The sequence below is a fragment of the Variovorax sp. P5_A3 genome (assembly GCF_056400665.1).
In genome coordinates this window covers 146,371-160,779 of the sequence record NZ_JBFUKW010000001.1, presented here as the reverse complement: position 1 = coordinate 160,779, position 14,409 = coordinate 146,371, and the positions used below count along the sequence as shown (strand labels likewise).

General features: G+C 65.9%; 17 protein-coding genes. 6 read left to right on the top strand and 11 right to left on the bottom strand.

The annotated features are described in order from the left end of the window. Positions 1 to 16: 16 nt before the first annotated feature. From eno to AC1D3B_RS00655, 4 genes are all read right to left on the bottom strand, one after another. Positions 17 to 1,300 carry a phosphopyruvate hydratase gene (gene eno / locus AC1D3B_RS00670; protein ID WP_478188739.1) on the bottom strand — a complete coding sequence of 428 codons (1,284 nt, stop codon included), beginning with the start codon at positions 1,298 to 1,300 and terminating at the stop codon, positions 17 to 19. Between the two features lie 171 nt (positions 1,301 to 1,471). Beyond that, a complete protein-coding gene (locus AC1D3B_RS00665) occupies positions 1,472 to 1,762 on the bottom strand; it encodes a DUF1330 domain-containing protein (RefSeq protein WP_478188738.1) in 291 nt (96 codons plus the stop codon). Beyond that, on the bottom strand, positions 1,759 to 2,616 hold the full coding sequence (gene kdsA, locus AC1D3B_RS00660) for a 3-deoxy-8-phosphooctulonate synthase (RefSeq protein WP_478188737.1): 858 nt from the start codon (positions 2,614 to 2,616) through the stop codon (positions 1,759 to 1,761). The genes AC1D3B_RS00665 and kdsA overlap by 4 nt, the downstream gene beginning before the upstream one ends. Continuing rightward, on the bottom strand, positions 2,613 to 4,283 hold the full coding sequence (locus AC1D3B_RS00655; RefSeq protein WP_478188736.1) for a CTP synthase: 1,671 nt from the start codon (positions 4,281 to 4,283) through the stop codon (positions 2,613 to 2,615). The genes kdsA and AC1D3B_RS00655 overlap by 4 nt, the downstream gene beginning before the upstream one ends. 192 nt (positions 4,284 to 4,475) lie before the next feature. Here AC1D3B_RS00655 and coaBC point away from each other — a divergent pair, with 192 nt between their 5' ends. From coaBC to AC1D3B_RS00640, 3 genes are all read left to right on the top strand, one after another. Next, positions 4,476 to 5,699 (top strand): bifunctional phosphopantothenoylcysteine decarboxylase/phosphopantothenate--cysteine ligase CoaBC, encoded by a 1,224-nt coding sequence (gene coaBC, locus AC1D3B_RS00650; RefSeq protein ID WP_478188991.1) that lies wholly within the window; start codon positions 4,476 to 4,478, stop codon positions 5,697 to 5,699. A 48-nt stretch (positions 5,700 to 5,747) separates the two neighbouring features. After that, the gene (gene dut, locus AC1D3B_RS00645) at positions 5,748 to 6,194 is read left to right on the top strand and encodes a dUTP diphosphatase (protein ID WP_478188735.1); all 447 of its coding nucleotides are present in this window, start codon (positions 5,748 to 5,750) and stop codon (positions 6,192 to 6,194) included. Positions 6,195 to 6,393: 199 nt separating this feature from the next. Next, positions 6,394 to 6,885, top strand: a complete 492-nt coding sequence (locus AC1D3B_RS00640) for an outer membrane lipoprotein (protein ID WP_478188734.1) — start codon at positions 6,394 to 6,396, stop codon at positions 6,883 to 6,885. A 64-nt stretch (positions 6,886 to 6,949) separates the two neighbouring features. Here AC1D3B_RS00640 and AC1D3B_RS00635 read toward each other — a convergent pair whose 3' ends face one another. Then, a complete protein-coding gene (locus AC1D3B_RS00635; protein ID WP_478188733.1) occupies positions 6,950 to 7,474 on the bottom strand; it encodes an FKBP-type peptidyl-prolyl cis-trans isomerase in 525 nt (174 codons plus the stop codon). Positions 7,475 to 7,490: 16 nt separating this feature from the next. Here AC1D3B_RS00635 and AC1D3B_RS00630 point away from each other — a divergent pair, with 16 nt between their 5' ends. From AC1D3B_RS00630 to AC1D3B_RS00620, 3 genes are all read left to right on the top strand, one after another. Next, the gene (locus AC1D3B_RS00630; RefSeq protein ID WP_478188732.1) at positions 7,491 to 8,630 is read left to right on the top strand and encodes a JmjC domain-containing protein; all 1,140 of its coding nucleotides are present in this window, start codon (positions 7,491 to 7,493) and stop codon (positions 8,628 to 8,630) included. After that, positions 8,620 to 9,123, top strand: a complete 504-nt coding sequence (locus AC1D3B_RS00625) for a hypothetical protein (RefSeq protein WP_478188731.1) — start codon at positions 8,620 to 8,622, stop codon at positions 9,121 to 9,123. Before AC1D3B_RS00630 ends, AC1D3B_RS00625 begins: the two co-directional genes overlap by 11 nt. A gap of 93 nt (positions 9,124 to 9,216) precedes the next feature. Continuing rightward, positions 9,217 to 9,447 (top strand): hypothetical protein, encoded by a 231-nt coding sequence (locus AC1D3B_RS00620; protein WP_478188730.1) that lies wholly within the window; start codon positions 9,217 to 9,219, stop codon positions 9,445 to 9,447. 52 nt (positions 9,448 to 9,499) lie between these two features. Here AC1D3B_RS00620 and AC1D3B_RS00615 read toward each other — a convergent pair whose 3' ends face one another. From AC1D3B_RS00615 to AC1D3B_RS00590, 6 genes are all read right to left on the bottom strand, one after another. Beyond that, positions 9,500 to 10,276, bottom strand: a complete 777-nt coding sequence (locus AC1D3B_RS00615) for an MBL fold metallo-hydrolase (protein ID WP_478188729.1) — start codon at positions 10,274 to 10,276, stop codon at positions 9,500 to 9,502. 11 nt (positions 10,277 to 10,287) lie between these two features. Continuing rightward, positions 10,288 to 11,370, bottom strand: coding sequence for an outer membrane protein assembly factor BamC (gene bamC, locus AC1D3B_RS00610; RefSeq protein ID WP_478188728.1), 1,083 nt, complete (start codon positions 11,368 to 11,370; stop codon positions 10,288 to 10,290). A gap of 116 nt (positions 11,371 to 11,486) precedes the next feature. Further along, positions 11,487 to 12,383 (bottom strand): 4-hydroxy-tetrahydrodipicolinate synthase, encoded by an 897-nt coding sequence (dapA, locus tag AC1D3B_RS00605; protein WP_478188990.1) that lies wholly within the window; start codon positions 12,381 to 12,383, stop codon positions 11,487 to 11,489. 93 nt (positions 12,384 to 12,476) lie between these two features. Continuing rightward, a complete protein-coding gene (locus tag AC1D3B_RS00600) occupies positions 12,477 to 13,031 on the bottom strand; it encodes a class I SAM-dependent methyltransferase (protein WP_478188727.1) in 555 nt (184 codons plus the stop codon). Continuing rightward, positions 13,028 to 13,168 carry a hypothetical protein gene (locus AC1D3B_RS00595; RefSeq protein WP_478188726.1) on the bottom strand — a complete coding sequence of 47 codons (141 nt, stop codon included), beginning with the start codon at positions 13,166 to 13,168 and terminating at the stop codon, positions 13,028 to 13,030. Before AC1D3B_RS00595 ends, AC1D3B_RS00600 begins: the two co-directional genes overlap by 4 nt. A 7-nt stretch (positions 13,169 to 13,175) precedes the next feature. Continuing rightward, positions 13,176 to 14,393, bottom strand: coding sequence for an MFS transporter (locus tag AC1D3B_RS00590; RefSeq protein WP_478188725.1), 1,218 nt, complete (start codon positions 14,391 to 14,393; stop codon positions 13,176 to 13,178). Between the last annotated feature and the right edge of the window lie 16 nt (positions 14,394 to 14,409).

Below are 14,409 nucleotides of genomic sequence, written 5' to 3'. Positions count from 1 at the left end.
CCTGATCCTGGGGAGATCAGCGCAGGTTATAGAAAGCAGCGCGACCTGGGTAGCTGGCGACGTCGCCGAGGTCTTCTTCGATGCGCAAGAGTTGGTTGTACTTGGCGATGCGGTCGGAGCGCGACAGCGAGCCGGTCTTGATCTGGCCGGCGTTGGTGCCCACCGCGATGTCGGCGATGGTGCTGTCTTCGGTCTCGCCCGAGCGGTGGCTGATCACGGCCGTGTAGCCCGCGCGCTTGGCCATCTCGATGGCGGCGAAGGTCTCCGTCAGGGTGCCGATCTGGTTGATCTTGATGAGGATCGAGTTGGCGATGCCCTTGTCGATGCCTTCCTGGAGGATCTTCGTGTTGGTCACGAACAGGTCGTCGCCGACCAGTTGCACGCGCTTGCCAAGGCGTTCGGTCAGGTGCTTCCAGCCGTCCCAGTCGCCTTCGTGCATGCCGTCCTCGATGCTGATGATCGGGTACTTGTCGACCCAGGTCGCGAGCATGTCGGTCCAGCTTTCGGCGGTGAGGCTGAGGTTCTCGCCGGAGAGCACGTACTGGCCGTCCTTGTAGAACTCGCTGGCGGCGCAGTCCAGGCCCAGCGCGATCTGTTCGCCTGCGGTGTAGCCGGCCTTGTCGATCGCTTCGAGGATCAGCTGGATCGCCGCTTCATGGCTCTCGACGCTCGGCGCGAAACCCCCTTCGTCGCCCACCGCGGTGCTGATGCCGCGGTCGCCCAGGATCTTCTTGAGTGCGTGGAACACTTCGGCGCCATAGCGCACGGCCTCGCGGAAGCTCTTGGCGCCCACGGGGATGATCATGAACTCCTGCAGGTCCAGGCTGTTGTTGGCGTGCGCGCCGCCGTTGATGACGTTCATCATCGGCACCGGCAGTTGCATGCCGCCCATGCCGCCGAAGTAGCGGTACAGCGGCAGGCCGGATTCCTCGGCGGCCGCGCGGGCCACGGCCATCGACACGGCCAGCGTCGCGTTGGCGCCCAGGCGCGCCTTGTTGTCGGTGCCGTCGAGGTCGTTCAGCGTGCGGTCGAGAAAGGCCTGCTCGCTGGCATCGAGGCCCAGCACGGCTTCGGAGATTTCGGTATTGATGTTCTCGACGGCCTTGAGCACGCCCTTGCCGAGATAGCGGCTCTTGTCGCCGTCGCGCAGCTCGATCGCTTCGCGCGATCCGGTCGATGCGCCCGAGGGGACGGCTGCGCGCCCCATGGTGCCCGATTCGAGCAGCACGTCGCACTCGACGGTGGGGTTGCCGCGGCTGTCGAGGATTTCGCGCCCGACGATGTCAACGATTGCACTCATTGTTCTCTTACTCCGAAAAAAACCTGGTAATCACACACCACACACACAGCCCCAAATCATGCCACTGCCCGTCCAGGGATACCGCAGAACCGGCTCCGCCGGGCTGCCGGTATCGCCCCCTGCAAGGGGGTGGGCGGCTACACGAAGTGAGCAAGCCTGGGGGTTAGCCAATCAAACACCTTCGACCACGATCATTCGCATCACCGCCGCGCCTTGACGCGCTGCGCGTGCCTTGCCGTACTCGGGCGAATCATTGAATTTCTTCGCTGCCTCGACCGTCGGAAACTTGAGGAGCACCAGGCGCTGGGGATGCCAGTCACCTTCGAGCACCTCGACCTTGCCGCCACGCACGCAGACCTCGGCGCCGTGCGCCTTCATGGCCTCGGTGGACCACTTCTTGTACTCCTCGTACTGCGTCGGATTCGTGACTTCGACGTTCGCGATGATGTAGGCACTCGTCATTGCTGGAATATGTCCTCTAGGAATGCGTTTTTCTTGGTGACGCTGTCGAGTGCCAACAACGTTTCGAGCAAGGCCTTCATGTGCTTGAGCGGCACCGCATTCGGGCCGTCGCTCAATGCCTTGGCGGGATCGGGATGGGTTTCCATGAAGAGGCCCGCCACGCCCACCGCGACGGCGGCGCGCGACAGCACCGGCACCATCTCGCGCTGGCCGCCGGAACTCGTGCCCTGGCCGCCGGGCAGCTGCACCGAATGCGTGGCGTCGAACACCACCGGCGCGCCCGTCTCGCGCATGATCGCGAGCGAGCGCATATCGGAGACGAGGTTGTTGTACCCGAAGCTCGCGCCGCGTTCGCAGGCCATGAAGCTGTCTTCGGGCAGGCCCTTCTCCTTGGCTGCCGCACGCGCCTTGTCGATCACGTTCTTCATGTCGTGAGGCGCGAGGAACTGGCCCTTCTTGATGTTGACGGGCTTGCCCGACTGCGCCACCGCGCGGATGAAGTCGGTCTGCCGGCAGAGGAAGGCCGGCGTCTGCAGCACGTCCACCACCTTCGCGGCGGCCGTGATGTCGTCTTCGGTGTGGACGTCGGTCAGCACCGGCAGACCTAGCTCGCGTTTCACCTTGGCCAGGATGTCCAGGCCCTTGTCACGGCCGGGGCCCCGAAAGCTGGTGCCTGACGAGCGGTTGGCCTTGTCGAAGCTGCTCTTGAAGATGAAGGGGATACCGAGCGAGGAGGTGATTTCCTTGAGCGTGCCGGCGGTGTCCATCTGCAACTGTTCGGACTCGACCACGCAAGGACCCGCGATCAGGAAAAAGGGCTTGTCCAGCCCGATGTCGAATCCGCACAGCTTCATGCAACCACCTTCAGTGCCTTCTTGTCCGCGCCTTGATGCTCGAGCGCAGCCTTGATGAATGCGTTGAACAACGGATGACCGCTCCATGGCGTCGACTTGAACTCGGGGTGGAACTGCACGCCCATGAACCAGGGGTGCACGTTCTGGGGAAGTTCGACGATTTCCGTCAGGTGCTCGCGCTGGGTCAGCGCCGAAATCACCAGGCCGGCCCTGCGCAGTTCGTCCAGGTAGTTGACGTTGGCCTCGTAGCGATGGCGATGGCGCTCGGTCACGACGTCGCCGTAAATGCTGTGCGCGAGGGTGCCTGGCGCCACGTCGGAGCTTTGCGCGCCGAGGCGCATCGTGCCGCCCAGGTCGGACTTCTCGTCGCGGGTCTTGACGGTGCCGTCGTTGTCCTTCCACTCGGTGATCAGCGCGATCACGGGGCAGGGTGTCTCGGGGTCGAACTCGGTGCTGTTGGCGTTCTTGAGGCCGGCCACGTTGCGGGCGTACTCGATGGTCGCGACCTGCATGCCGAGGCAGATGCCCAGGTATGGCACCTTGGTTTCGCGGGCGAAGCGGGCCGCCGCGATCTTGCCCTCGACACCGCGCTGGCCGAAGCCGCCGGGAACGAGGATCGCGTCGTACTTGGAAAGGCGTGCGACGTCTTCGCGGGTGATGGTTTCCGAATCGACGTAGTCGATCTTCACGCGGGCGTGGTTCTTCATGCCGGCGTGGCGCAGCGCCTCGTTCAGCGACTTGTAGCTGTCGGAAAGGTCGACGTACTTGCCGACCATCGCGATGGCCACTTCCTTCTGCGGGTGCTCGACCTCGTAGACCAGGTCGTCCCAGCGCGAGAGCTTGGCCGGCGGCGTGTTGATGCGCAGCTTGTCGCAGATCAGGCCGTCCAGGCCCTGCTCGTGCAGCATGCGCGGCACCTTGTAGATGGTGTCCACGTCCCACATCGAGATCACGCCCCACTCGGGGACGTTCGAGAAGAGCGAGATCTTGGCGCGCTCGTCGTCGGGGATCGGGCGGTCGGCGCGGCACAGCAGGGCGTCGGCCTGGATGCCGATCTCGCGCAGTTTCTGCGCCGTGTGCTGCGTGGGCTTGGTCTTGAGTTCGCCGGCCGCGGCGATCCAGGGCACGTAGCTCAGATGCACGAAGGCGGAGTTGTTCGGGCCCATGCGCAGGCTCATCTGGCGCACGGCCTCGAGGAAAGGCAGCGACTCGATGTCGCCTACCGTGCCGCCGATCTCGACGATCGCCACGTCGACCTCGTGCGGCGTGCCGATGCCGGCGCCGCGCTTGACGTATTCCTGGATCTCGTTGGTGATGTGCGGGATCACCTGCACCGTCTTGCCGAGGTAGTCGCCGCGGCGCTCCTTCTCGAGCACAGACTTGTAGATCTGGCCGGTGGTGAAGTTGTTGGCGCGCCGCATGCGCGTCGTGATGAAGCGCTCGTAGTGGCCTAGATCGAGGTCGGTTTCGGCGCCGTCGTCGGTGACGAAGACTTCGCCGTGCTGGAAGGGAGACATCGTGCCGGGGTCGACGTTGATGTAGGGATCCAGCTTGATGAGGGTGACTTTGAGGCCGCGCGATTCGAGGATCGCGGCGAGCGAGGCGGAGGCGATTCCCTTGCCCAGGGAAGACACCACACCACCGGTGACGAAGACGAATTTGGTCATGCCAGTTCCGAACGTGCAGGTCCGGGAAGTGGGAAATGCAGATTATAGGTGCGCCCCCCAGCCCTTCCGGCGCAAAGGCTTGATTCGCGAGGGCCGCCGCGCCCGGCAGCCCGAAGCGGCCGGCCCGCCCCCGGTCGGGGGGAGGCGTACGACACGAAGTGCGGAAGCCTGGGGGTGAGCAACAATACGCCCATGGAACTCGCGGGCAAACACATCCTTCTCGGGCTCACCGGCGGCATCGCCTGCTACAAGTCGGCGGAGTTCTGCCGACTGCTGGTCAAGGCCGGCGCCACCGTGCAGGTCGTGATGACCGAGGCGGCCACGCAATTCATCACGCCGGTGACGATGCAGGCGCTTTCCGGGCGTCCCGTCTACACCTCGCAGTGGGATGTGCGCGAGGCCAACAACATGCCTCACATCAACCTCAGTCGCGAGGCCGATGCGATCGTCCTTGCGCCCGCCAGTGCCGATTTCATCGCACGGCTGGTGCAAGGCCGCTCCGACGAGCTGCTGAGCCTCATGTGCCTTGCGCGCCCGATGGACCGGGTGCCCCTGCTCATCGCGCCCGCCATGAACCGCGAGATGTGGATCCATCCGGCGACGCAGCGCAACCTGCGGCAGGTCGACGCCGATGGCGCCCGGGTGCTGGGCGTGGGCAACGGCTGGCAGGCCTGCGGAGAGACGGGCGACGGTCGCATGCTCGAACCCGATCAATTGCTCGACGAAGTCATTGCCCAGTTCCAGCCGAAGGTGCTCGCGGGCCAGCACGTGGTCGTCACGGCCGGGCCGACCTTCGAGGCGCTCGATCCGATCCGCGGCATCACGAACCATTCATCCGGAAAGATGGGCTTCGCCATCGCCCGCGCGGCCCGTGATGCCGGCGCCGAGGTCACGCTGGTGGCCGGTCCGGTGCACCTGCCGACGCCGCGGGGTGTCCGCCGCGTCGACGTGCTCTCGGCGCAGCAGATGCTCGAAGCGACGCTGCAATCGGTCCAGACCGCATCGATCTTTGTCGCGACGGCTGCCGTTGCCGACTGGCGACCCGCCGCCCACAGCGAGCACAAGATCAAGAAGGACGGCAGCGGCCAACCGCCGGCGCTGCAATTCGTCGAGAACGAAGACATCCTCCTGGCCGTGGCGCAGAGCCCGCGAGCCAAGGGCGGCCAACTGTTCTGCGTCGGCTTCGCGGCCGAAAGCGAGAATCTCGCGGAACATGCCAAGGCCAAGCGTGAGCGCAAGGGCATACCGCTGCTGGTCGGCAACATCGGACCGCTCACCTTCGGGCAGGATCACAACAGCCTGCTGCTGGTCGATGCCAAGGGCGTGCGGGAATTGCCGCGCGCACCCAAGCTCACGCTCGCGCGCGAACTGGTCACCGAGATTGCGGCGCGCCTGCCGCCGGGGCGCCGTCCCTGAACCCACATCCATGAATCAACAGCAACCGCAAAGCCAAAGGCGCAATCAGTGAAAGTCGACGTCCGAATCCTCGATCCCCGCATGCAGGACCAACTGCCGGCCTACGCAACCCCCGGCAGCGCCGGCCTGGACCTGAGGGCATGCCTCGATGCGCCCATCACCCTGGAGCCGAATGCCTGGCAACTGGTGGGGACCGGCATCGCGATCCACCTGGCAGATCCGGGGTACGCGGCGCTGATCCTCCCGCGCTCGGGGCTGGGCCACAAGCATGGCATCGTGCTGGGCAATCTGGTTGGCCTGATCGACAGCGACTACCAGGGCGAACTCAAGGTCAGTGCATGGAATCGCAGCGACACGCCCTTCGTGCTCCAGCCGATGGAGCGTCTGGCGCAACTGGTGATCGTGCCGGTGGTGCAGGCGCAATTTCACGTCGTGGCCGAGTTTCCGCGCAGCGAGCGAGGCGAAGGCGGCTACGGTTCCACCGGCAAGCACTGAAGTTTCCTGGGCTCCGCCGCTGTTGTAGGCCCGCTCCTTCAGCTTCACGCAGGGCGTACTCACGCGTAAAGAATGGAACCTCGGACGCTCGCGAGCGTCTCAGGTTTGAACATGTGGCCGATGTCATCGCGCGCGCCTGCGCTGCGTTATTCCACATGCAGGGTGCGCATCGGACGCGCCGCCTACGAGGAACCACACCATGAAAATCTCCATCCGCTCGCTTTCGATCACTGCTTCTCTTCTGGCGCTGGCTACGCTGACCGCCTGCGTGGCGCCGGCACCCGTCTACCAGACCTCGCGCTATCCGTACCAGCCGGTGCAACCGGTCGCGCAGGGCCCATACGTCGAATACGGCCGCGTGGCCAATATCGAGGTGATCCGCAGCCAGACCGCAGGTACGCCCACGACGGGCGGTGGTGCGATTGCCGGCGGCCTGATCGGTGGCGTGCTGGGCAACCAGGTCGGCAGCGGCAACGGCCGTGCGGCGGCCACTGCGCTGGGCGTGGTGGGCGGTGCATTGCTGGGCAACAACGTCGAGGCCAATCGCAACGGCCCGCGCGCCTATGAGAGCTATCGCGTCTCGATCCAGACCGACAACGGCGGCTATCGCGCCTTCGATGTGCCTTCGCCCGGCGACCTGCGCGTCGGCGATCGCGTTCGCATCGACAACGGGCAGATTTCGCGCTTCTGATTCGCGATGATCCACTATCGAAAAAGCCGGGCACGCCCGGCTTTTTCATGCCCGAAGGGCGGCCTCAGTGCAACAGGTCGTTGCCGGGTGCCGTGGGCGGCACCTTGAAAAAACCCGTGCCCGCCGTGCCGCGTCCGATCTCTTCCTCTGTTGCTTCGCGCACCGACTTCACCGTCATGTCGAGCCGGATCGCAATGCCCGCCAGGGGATGGTTGCCATCCAGCACGAGGTGGTCAGGGTAGATCTCGCTCACGGTGTAGAGCACGTCCTTGGGCATGTCGGGATTCACCCCTTGCGGCAGTGCAGCCCCGTCGAAGGTCATGCCTTCCTCGGTGCCTTCGGGGAAGAGGTTGCGAGGTTCGAGAAAGAGCAACTGGTCGTTGAAGTCGCCGAAAGCCTGTTCGGGTTCGAGCTGGAGCTGCACCCGGGCGCCGGGGCCATGGCCCATGAGCGCGGCCTCGATGGCCTCGAAAAGGTCGTCGCCGCCGACCACGAATTCCACAGGGTCGTCGAGCACGTCCAGCACTTCGCCCAGCGTATCTTTCAACGTCCAGGTCAGGCCGACCACGCATTGTTCAGTGATTTCCATAAGCGAGAATTCTCCCATGGAGATTGATCAACCCTTGCCCCTGCTCGGTGGACTGAGCGCCCAGCAGTTCATGCGACGCCACTGGCAGAAAAAGCCGTTGCTGGTTCGCCAGGCCGTGCCCGACATGGTGCCACCGATTCCGCGTGCGGAGCTGTTCGATCTGGCGGCGCGGGAGGACGTCGAGTCGCGGCTCATCCGGCATGGAAAGGCGGGCTGGACGCTGAAGCAGGGTCCCTTTGCGCGCCGGGCGCTACCGTCGCTCAAGCAGCCCGCCTGGACGCTGCTGGTCCAGGGCGCCGACCTGCATCACCAAGGTGTTCATGAATTGTTGCAGCAGTTCCGATTTGTTCCCGATGCGCGGCTCGATGACGTGATGATCAGCTACGCGAGCGATGCCGGCGGCGTCGGCCCGCATTTCGACAGCTACGACGTGTTCCTTTTGCAGGCGCAAGGACAGCGCCGCTGGTCGATCGGCAAGCAACGCGATCTGCGCCTGCAGCCGAACGTCCCGCTCAAGATCCTGTCCAACTTCGAGCCGGAGCAAAGCTTCGTGCTGGAGGCGGGCGACATGCTCTATCTGCCGCCGCGCTATGCGCACGATGGCGTCGCGGTCGGCGATGACTGCATGACCTATTCGATCGGCCTTCGCTCCCCGGCCGCTGCGCCGCTCGGCGCGGACCTGCTCGCGCGCATCGCGGAGGCGCAGGCCGATGCCGTGCAGGATGCGGCGGCACAGGCCGCGGTGCACTACCGCGATCCTTTGCAGCCTGCGCTCGACACGCCTGCGGCGATGCCGTCCGCATTGCAGGCCTTTGCCCGCGAGGCGGTGCTGACCGTCATGCGCGATGGCGACATCATCGACCGGGCGCTCGGCGAGTCGATGACCGAACCCAAGCCCACGGTCTGGTTCGACCAGGGAGAAGCGCCGGCCGAACTGAACCTCGTCTCGCTCGATCGCCGCACGCGCATGCTCTACGACGAGCGGCATCTCTACATCAATGGCGAGAGCTTTCGCGCCTCGGGCCGCGATGCCAGGCTGATGCGGCGTCTCGCGGACCAACGGCAGCTGGGGCCTCGCGATCTCGTCGGTGCCAGCGAAGGCGCACTCGCTCTCTTGAGCGACTGGTGTGAAGCGGGGTGGGTCCATGCCGAATGAAGATGCCGGCCCCGATCTGCCCCAGGGCGCGTTCGACGGGCGCCTTGCATTTCGCGAGCACCTGCAGACAGTCCTCGCCGCAGCGGCACGGCACAACTGGCGCGAAATCATCCTGAGCGACCCGGACTTCGACGACTGGCCGCTGGGCGAGCGCGCGATCGTCGATGCGCTCCAGGCCTGGGCGGCTGCCGGGCGCAGCTTCGTCCTGCTGGCGCAGCGATTCGATCTCTTCGAGCGCGAACATGCGCGCTTCGTGACGTGGCGGCGCATGTGGAGCCACATCATCGAGTGCCGCGCGTGCAACGGACCGGGCTTGCCGGAGGTGCCGAGCGCCATCTGGACGCCGTCGTGGTTTCTTCATCGCATCGACATCGACCATGGCCGCGGCGTCTGCGGTAGCGCGCCGGAGGGACGGCGTGCCGTGCGCGAGCGCATCGACGAATGCCTTCGGCATGCACGGCCGGGCTTTGCGGCATCGACGCTGGGCTTGTAAGCCAATGCCGCGAATCGCACCGCAAGACACATTCTGCCCAGGGTGGAGGTCTAGAATTTTTTCTTTGAGACCTTCATCCAAAGGAGCCACGTAATGAAGAAGTCTGTATTGATTGCTTCGCTGATTGCCGCTGCCGCACTGACTGCATGCGGCAAGAAGGACGAGCCGCCGGCCGTGGTCGCGCCGCCGCCCGCTGCCGCCCCGGCACCAGCGCCCGACGCGGCTGCCACACCGTCTCCCAATGCATCTTCCGCAATCGATGCGGCCAACGCCGCTACCGAGGCCGCCAAGAAGCAGGCAGAGACCCCGCCGGCCAAGCCCTGAGCCTTGCTTCACCAACGAGACAGGCCGCCTTCGGGCGGCCTTTTTCATGCGCTCAGAGATCGAGCCACTGTGAGCCATCCGCAGCCGTGGCGGTGAGCATCTCGTTCTCGTTCGAACCCAGCGCCTCGGCCATCACGCGTCGCACGATCTCGGGCCTGTTGTTCTGCTCGCTCAGATGCGCGCCCAGCACGTGGCGCAGGCCGGAATGCAGCACCGCTTTCGCGATCGCTGCCGCGGCCGTGTTCGAGAGATGGCCGTAGTTGCCGCCCACGCGCTGCTTGAGGAAAGGGGGATACGCTGATCCGGCCAGCATGTCGCCGTCGTGGTTGAACTCGAGCAGCAATGCATCGAGGCGCATGAGGCGGCCCAGCACATGCGGCGTGGCGTGCCCGAGGTCGGTCAGCACGCCGAGGCTGCGAGCGCCGTCCGTGCAGCGCAATTGCAGCGGCTCGCGCGCATCGTGAGGGACCGTGAAGGGCTGAACGATGAGGTCGCCGACTTGTATGTCGACGCCGTCTCGCGCGAGATGCAGACGTCCCTTGAAATCGCGCCCGCCGGTTGCCAGCCATGTGCCTTCGCTCATCCACACGGGAATGCGCTCCCGTCGCGAGAGCGCATGCGCGCATCCGATGTGGTCGCCGTGCTCGTGCGTGATGAAGATCGCGTCGATGTCCGACGCCACGAGACCGGCGCGGGCGAGCCGGACATCGAGGTGGCGCAGCGTGAAGCCGCAGTCGATCAGGAGCCTCGAAGTCCGGCCGCCGCTGGTCGCTTCGACCAGCGTGGCGTTGCCGGTGCTGCCGCTGCCCAGACTGCGGAAGCGCAGCATTGGCAACGACCTTACTTGAGGTCGTCAGCGATCACCTGGACGATGCGCTGCGCATTCGCCGTCTTGTCCGGCGCACCGTTGCCATCCAGCACCGACACCGTGCTGCTCGTCTCCCCGCCCTTGACCAGGATGCGGAACTTGAGCGGCGCGTCGTTCTTGCTCGAACCGAAGGTGAACAGCTTGCCGAAGAAGCCCGGGTCGCTCTTGTTCGGATTCGGCGGCACGTAGCGGACGAAGTAGGTGCCCGCGGCGCGGTCGCGGTCTTCGACGGTGAAGCCGGTGCGATCCAGTGCCAGGCCCACGCGGCGCCAAGCGCGCTCGAAGCCTTCGCTGATCTGCACCACCGGCTGGCCTTCGACGTTGGCGACGCGTGCGGTCTGCGCAGGAGCGCCGGCGGCAGCGATCACCTTCGATTGTTCTTGCGAAACGCCGAGCTTCACCATCAGGCGACGCAGGAATTCGGCTTCGAGTTCGGGGTCGCTGGGGCGGGGCTGCCAGATCGTCTGGTCCTGGCGCGAGCTGCTGTAGACCTCTTGCATGCCCCGGTGGCTGACGAAGATCTCGGTGCCGTTGGGCGTGCGCTCCATGCGCGTGCGGAAGCGATCGAGTTCACCGGTCGAGTACATCGATTCGACCAGCTTGCCGAGCGTGCCGCGGATGATGTCCTGCGGCAGCTTGGCGCGATTCTCGGCCCAGTCGGTTTCCATGATGCCGAGGTTGCGCTGCTCCGTGGTGATCAGGAAGCCGCTTTCTTGCCAGAAGTCCTTGACGGGATCCCAGAGCTGGTCTGGCGGCCGGTTGATGACCAGCCAGCGCTGCGTACCCGAGCGCTCCATGCGCACGTCGCCGATGTTGCTGACCGCGGTCGGAACGCCGGGTGCGTTCGAAAGACCCGCCTGGTAGCTGTTGGCCGTGACGGCACCGCCCGGCACCGCATAGCGGTTGTCGCGCGACAGCTGCGTCAGGTCCGGCGGCACTTCGAGGGAGGGGGCCTTGCCCGCGCTCTTGTAGTCGATCTTGTCGCTCTCGAGGGCGGAGCACGCGGCGAGGCTGGCCAGAAGCGCCAGCAGTGCGAATCGCGAAATGGTGTTCAACGTCGTCTTCCTTCTTGGAATATCTAACTCAATCGATGGGCCGCAGCGCCCGCAGTTTCAGAGCGCCGTCCGGGCAAAAGGTTGCCGGCGTTCGCGAACGGCGCGGTAAAGATGGATCAGTCCTTGAGCAAGCCGCTGGCGCGCAGCGCGGACTCGACCACAGGACGGCCTGATTCGGCGAGAGGGGTCAGCGGCAGGCGCAGCGCGCCGCCACACAGGCCCATCCGCGCCATGGCCCACTTGACCGGAATTGGATTGGGTTCGACGAAGAGATGGCGATGCAGGGGCATCAGCTCGAACTGGATCTGCATCGCGCGACGGACGTCCCCGGCGATGGCAACCATGCAAAGCTCGTGCATCTTGCGGGGCGCGACGTTGGCCGTCACGCTGATGTTGCCCTGGCCGCCGCACAGCATCAGGGCGACCGCGGTCGGGTCATCGCCGGAGTACACGGCGAAGGACTTCGGCAGGTCGCGGATGAGCCACTGCGCGCGCTCGATGTTGCCGGTCGCTTCCTTGATGCCGATGATGCCGGGCACCTGGGCGAGGCGAAGCACGGTGTCGTGCGCCATATCGGCGACGGTGCGGCCGGGTACGTTGTACAGCACGGTGGGCAGGTCACCGACGGCTTCGGCGATCGCCTTGAAGTGCTGGTACTGCCCTTCCTGGGTGGGCTTGTTGTAGTAGGGCACGACCTGGAGCTGGCAATCGGCGCCCACGCCCTTGGCGAACTTGGCGAGTTCGATGGCTTCCTTGGTGGAATTGGCGCCGCAGCCTGCCATCACGGGAACGCGACCGCGCGCCTGTTCGACCGAGACGCGGATGATCTCGCAATGCTCCTCGACGTCGACGGTCGGCGACTCGCCGGTGGTGCCGACCACGCCGAGACAATCGGTGCCTTCGTCGATGTGCCAGTCGATCAGCCGGCGCAGGGCGGGATAGTCGACACTGCCGTCGTCAAGCATCGGCGTGACGAGCGCGACGATGCTGCCTGTCAGTTGCTCCAAGGGAATCTCTTTGTCGGTGGACGAAAAGCAGACATTCTACTAACTCGGCCCGGTTGCGCCGCCCGGATCGGGCCGGGCGGGCGGGGGCGCGAGGAGGCCCTAGGCTGCCCCGAGCAGATGGCGAGCCGGGGTCGAACCCGAGGGGGACTCTGGCCGGACGGCCGCGATTCGCTGGACGAAGCGGTCCGGCGCAGGGAGAAACCCGTCCTCGTACGCGACAACGCGCAGATCCGCGCAGACGGCGAGCAACTCGCCCGGCTGCAGCAGGAAGTCCGGCCGGGACGGCTTGCCGACCGTCTCGTTGCCCGCGGCGAAGGTTTCGTAGAGAAGCACGCCGCCGGGTGCGACGGCCGCCACGATGTCGGCCAGCCGGGGCCGCCAGAGGTATCTGGTGACGACGACCGCACCGAAAACCTGCCCCGCGAAGGGCCAGGGCCCGGATTCGATGTCGGCCAGCACCGTGCGGCCGTAGGGCGCTGCGGCTTCGATCGCTTCCGGCGAACTGTCCACGCCGGTCGCGGGATGGCCGCGCTCGGCCAGCCATCGCATGTGCCGGCCGGAGCCGCACGCCACGTCCAATACGGTGGCGGCGGGCTCCAACAGGTGGGACCAGCGCACGATCCAGGGCGAGGGGGCCAGCGTCGAATGGTTCAAAAGCAGGCCCAGATCTGGTCGACCAACGTCACGAGGAATGCCGGGCGCGTGTAGAGCGCAAACACCGCCGCAAGCGCCAGCGCCGCCGCGCCGAGCCAGCCGGCCTGCACGAGTCGATGACGCGTCGGATCGGTCATGCGCGGATCAGGCCGGTTGCGGCGTCGGACGCGCGATGGCGTTTTCCTTCACCGGCAGGTTGATCAGCGCCGCCGCGACGCCCAGCGCGATCGCGATGTACCAGACCACGTCGTAACTGCCGGTGCGGTCGTAGAGATAGCCGCCGAGCCAGACGCCCAGGAACGACCCGACCTGGTGGCTCAGGAACACGACGCCGCCCAGCATGGACAGGTGGGCGACGCCGAAGATCTGGGCCACGAGGCCGCTGGTCAGCGGCACGGTCGAGAGCCAAAGGAAGCCCATCACGCTCGCGAACACGTACACCGTCAGCGGCGAGATCGGCACGATCAGGAAGAGCCCGATCGCCACAGCCCGGCTGAAGTAGATCGTCGCCAGCAGCTTGCGCTTGGCGAGCCGCGCACCGAGGGAGCCGGCAACGTAGGTGCCGAAGACGTTGAACAGCCCGATCAGCGCCAGCGCATAGCTGGCGACTTCGGGCGACAGCCCCTTGTCGCGCAGATAGCTCGGCATGTGCACGCCGATGAACACCACCTGGAAACCGCAGACGAAATAGCCGGCCGTCAGCAGCACGAAGCTGGGGTAGCCGAAGGCCTCGCGCACCGCCTGCATGATCGTCTGGCTGCGGCGCACGCTGGTCGTCTGGTGGCGGGGCTCGCGCAGGCCGAAAGCCAGCGGCACGATGACGAGGACCATCGCGGCCAGGACCAGCAGTGCCGTCTGCCACCCGAGGCGGGCGATCAGCTGACCCTCTACCGGCACCATGAGGAACTGCCCGAAAGAGCCGGCCGCCGCCGCCACCCCCATGGCCCAGGAGCGCTTCTCAGCCGGGATCTGCCGACCGATGACGCCATAGATGACGGCGTAGGTCGTGCCGGCCTGCGCGGCGCCGATCAGCACGCCCGCCGTGAGCGCGAACATCAGCGGCGTGGCGGACCAGGCCATGCCGGCCAGGCCGAGGGCATACAGCACGGCCCCCGCCAGCAGCACGCGAAAAGCCCCGAGCTTGTCCGCCAGCATCCCTGCGAACACGCCGATCACGCCCCACGAGAGGTTCTGGATAGCGATCGCCAGCGAAAACGCCTGCCGCGACCAGCCCTGTTCCTGCGTGATCGGCTGGAGCCACAGACCGAAGCCGTGGCGGATGCCCATCGACAGCGTGACGATCATGGCGCCGCAAATGAGAACCTGCTTGAGGCTGAGAGGTTGGCTGGGGGAGGAGGTCATCCCGGGCAATGTACCC

Coding starts and splice junctions, on each gene's coding strand:
- AC1D3B_RS00625 (WP_478188731.1), top strand. CDS start 8,620: ATGCCGAATGAAGATGCCGGCCCCGATCTGCCCCAGGGCGCGTTCGAC.
- AC1D3B_RS00590 (WP_478188725.1), bottom strand. CDS start 14,393: ATGACCTCCTCCCCCAGCCAACCTCTCAGCCTCAAGCAGGTTCTCATT.
- AC1D3B_RS00615 (WP_478188729.1), bottom strand. CDS start 10,276: ATGCTGCGCTTCCGCAGTCTGGGCAGCGGCAGCACCGGCAACGCCACG.
- AC1D3B_RS00665 (WP_478188738.1), bottom strand. CDS start 1,762: ATGACGAGTGCCTACATCATCGCGAACGTCGAAGTCACGAATCCGACG.
- AC1D3B_RS00630 (WP_478188732.1), top strand. CDS start 7,491: ATGGAGATTGATCAACCCTTGCCCCTGCTCGGTGGACTGAGCGCCCAG.
- eno (WP_478188739.1), bottom strand. CDS start 1,300: ATGAGTGCAATCGTTGACATCGTCGGGCGCGAAATCCTCGACAGCCGC.
- AC1D3B_RS00595 (WP_478188726.1), bottom strand. CDS start 13,168: ATGACCGATCCGACGCGTCATCGACTCGTGCAGGCCGGCTGGCTCGGC.
- coaBC (WP_478188991.1), top strand. CDS start 4,476: ATGGAACTCGCGGGCAAACACATCCTTCTCGGGCTCACCGGCGGCATC.
- AC1D3B_RS00620 (WP_478188730.1), top strand. CDS start 9,217: ATGAAGAAGTCTGTATTGATTGCTTCGCTGATTGCCGCTGCCGCACTG.
- AC1D3B_RS00635 (WP_478188733.1), bottom strand. CDS start 7,474: ATGGAAATCACTGAACAATGCGTGGTCGGCCTGACCTGGACGTTGAAA.
- AC1D3B_RS00640 (WP_478188734.1), top strand. CDS start 6,394: ATGAAAATCTCCATCCGCTCGCTTTCGATCACTGCTTCTCTTCTGGCG.
- AC1D3B_RS00655 (WP_478188736.1), bottom strand. CDS start 4,283: ATGACCAAATTCGTCTTCGTCACCGGTGGTGTGGTGTCTTCCCTGGGC.
- kdsA (WP_478188737.1), bottom strand. CDS start 2,616: ATGAAGCTGTGCGGATTCGACATCGGGCTGGACAAGCCCTTTTTCCTG.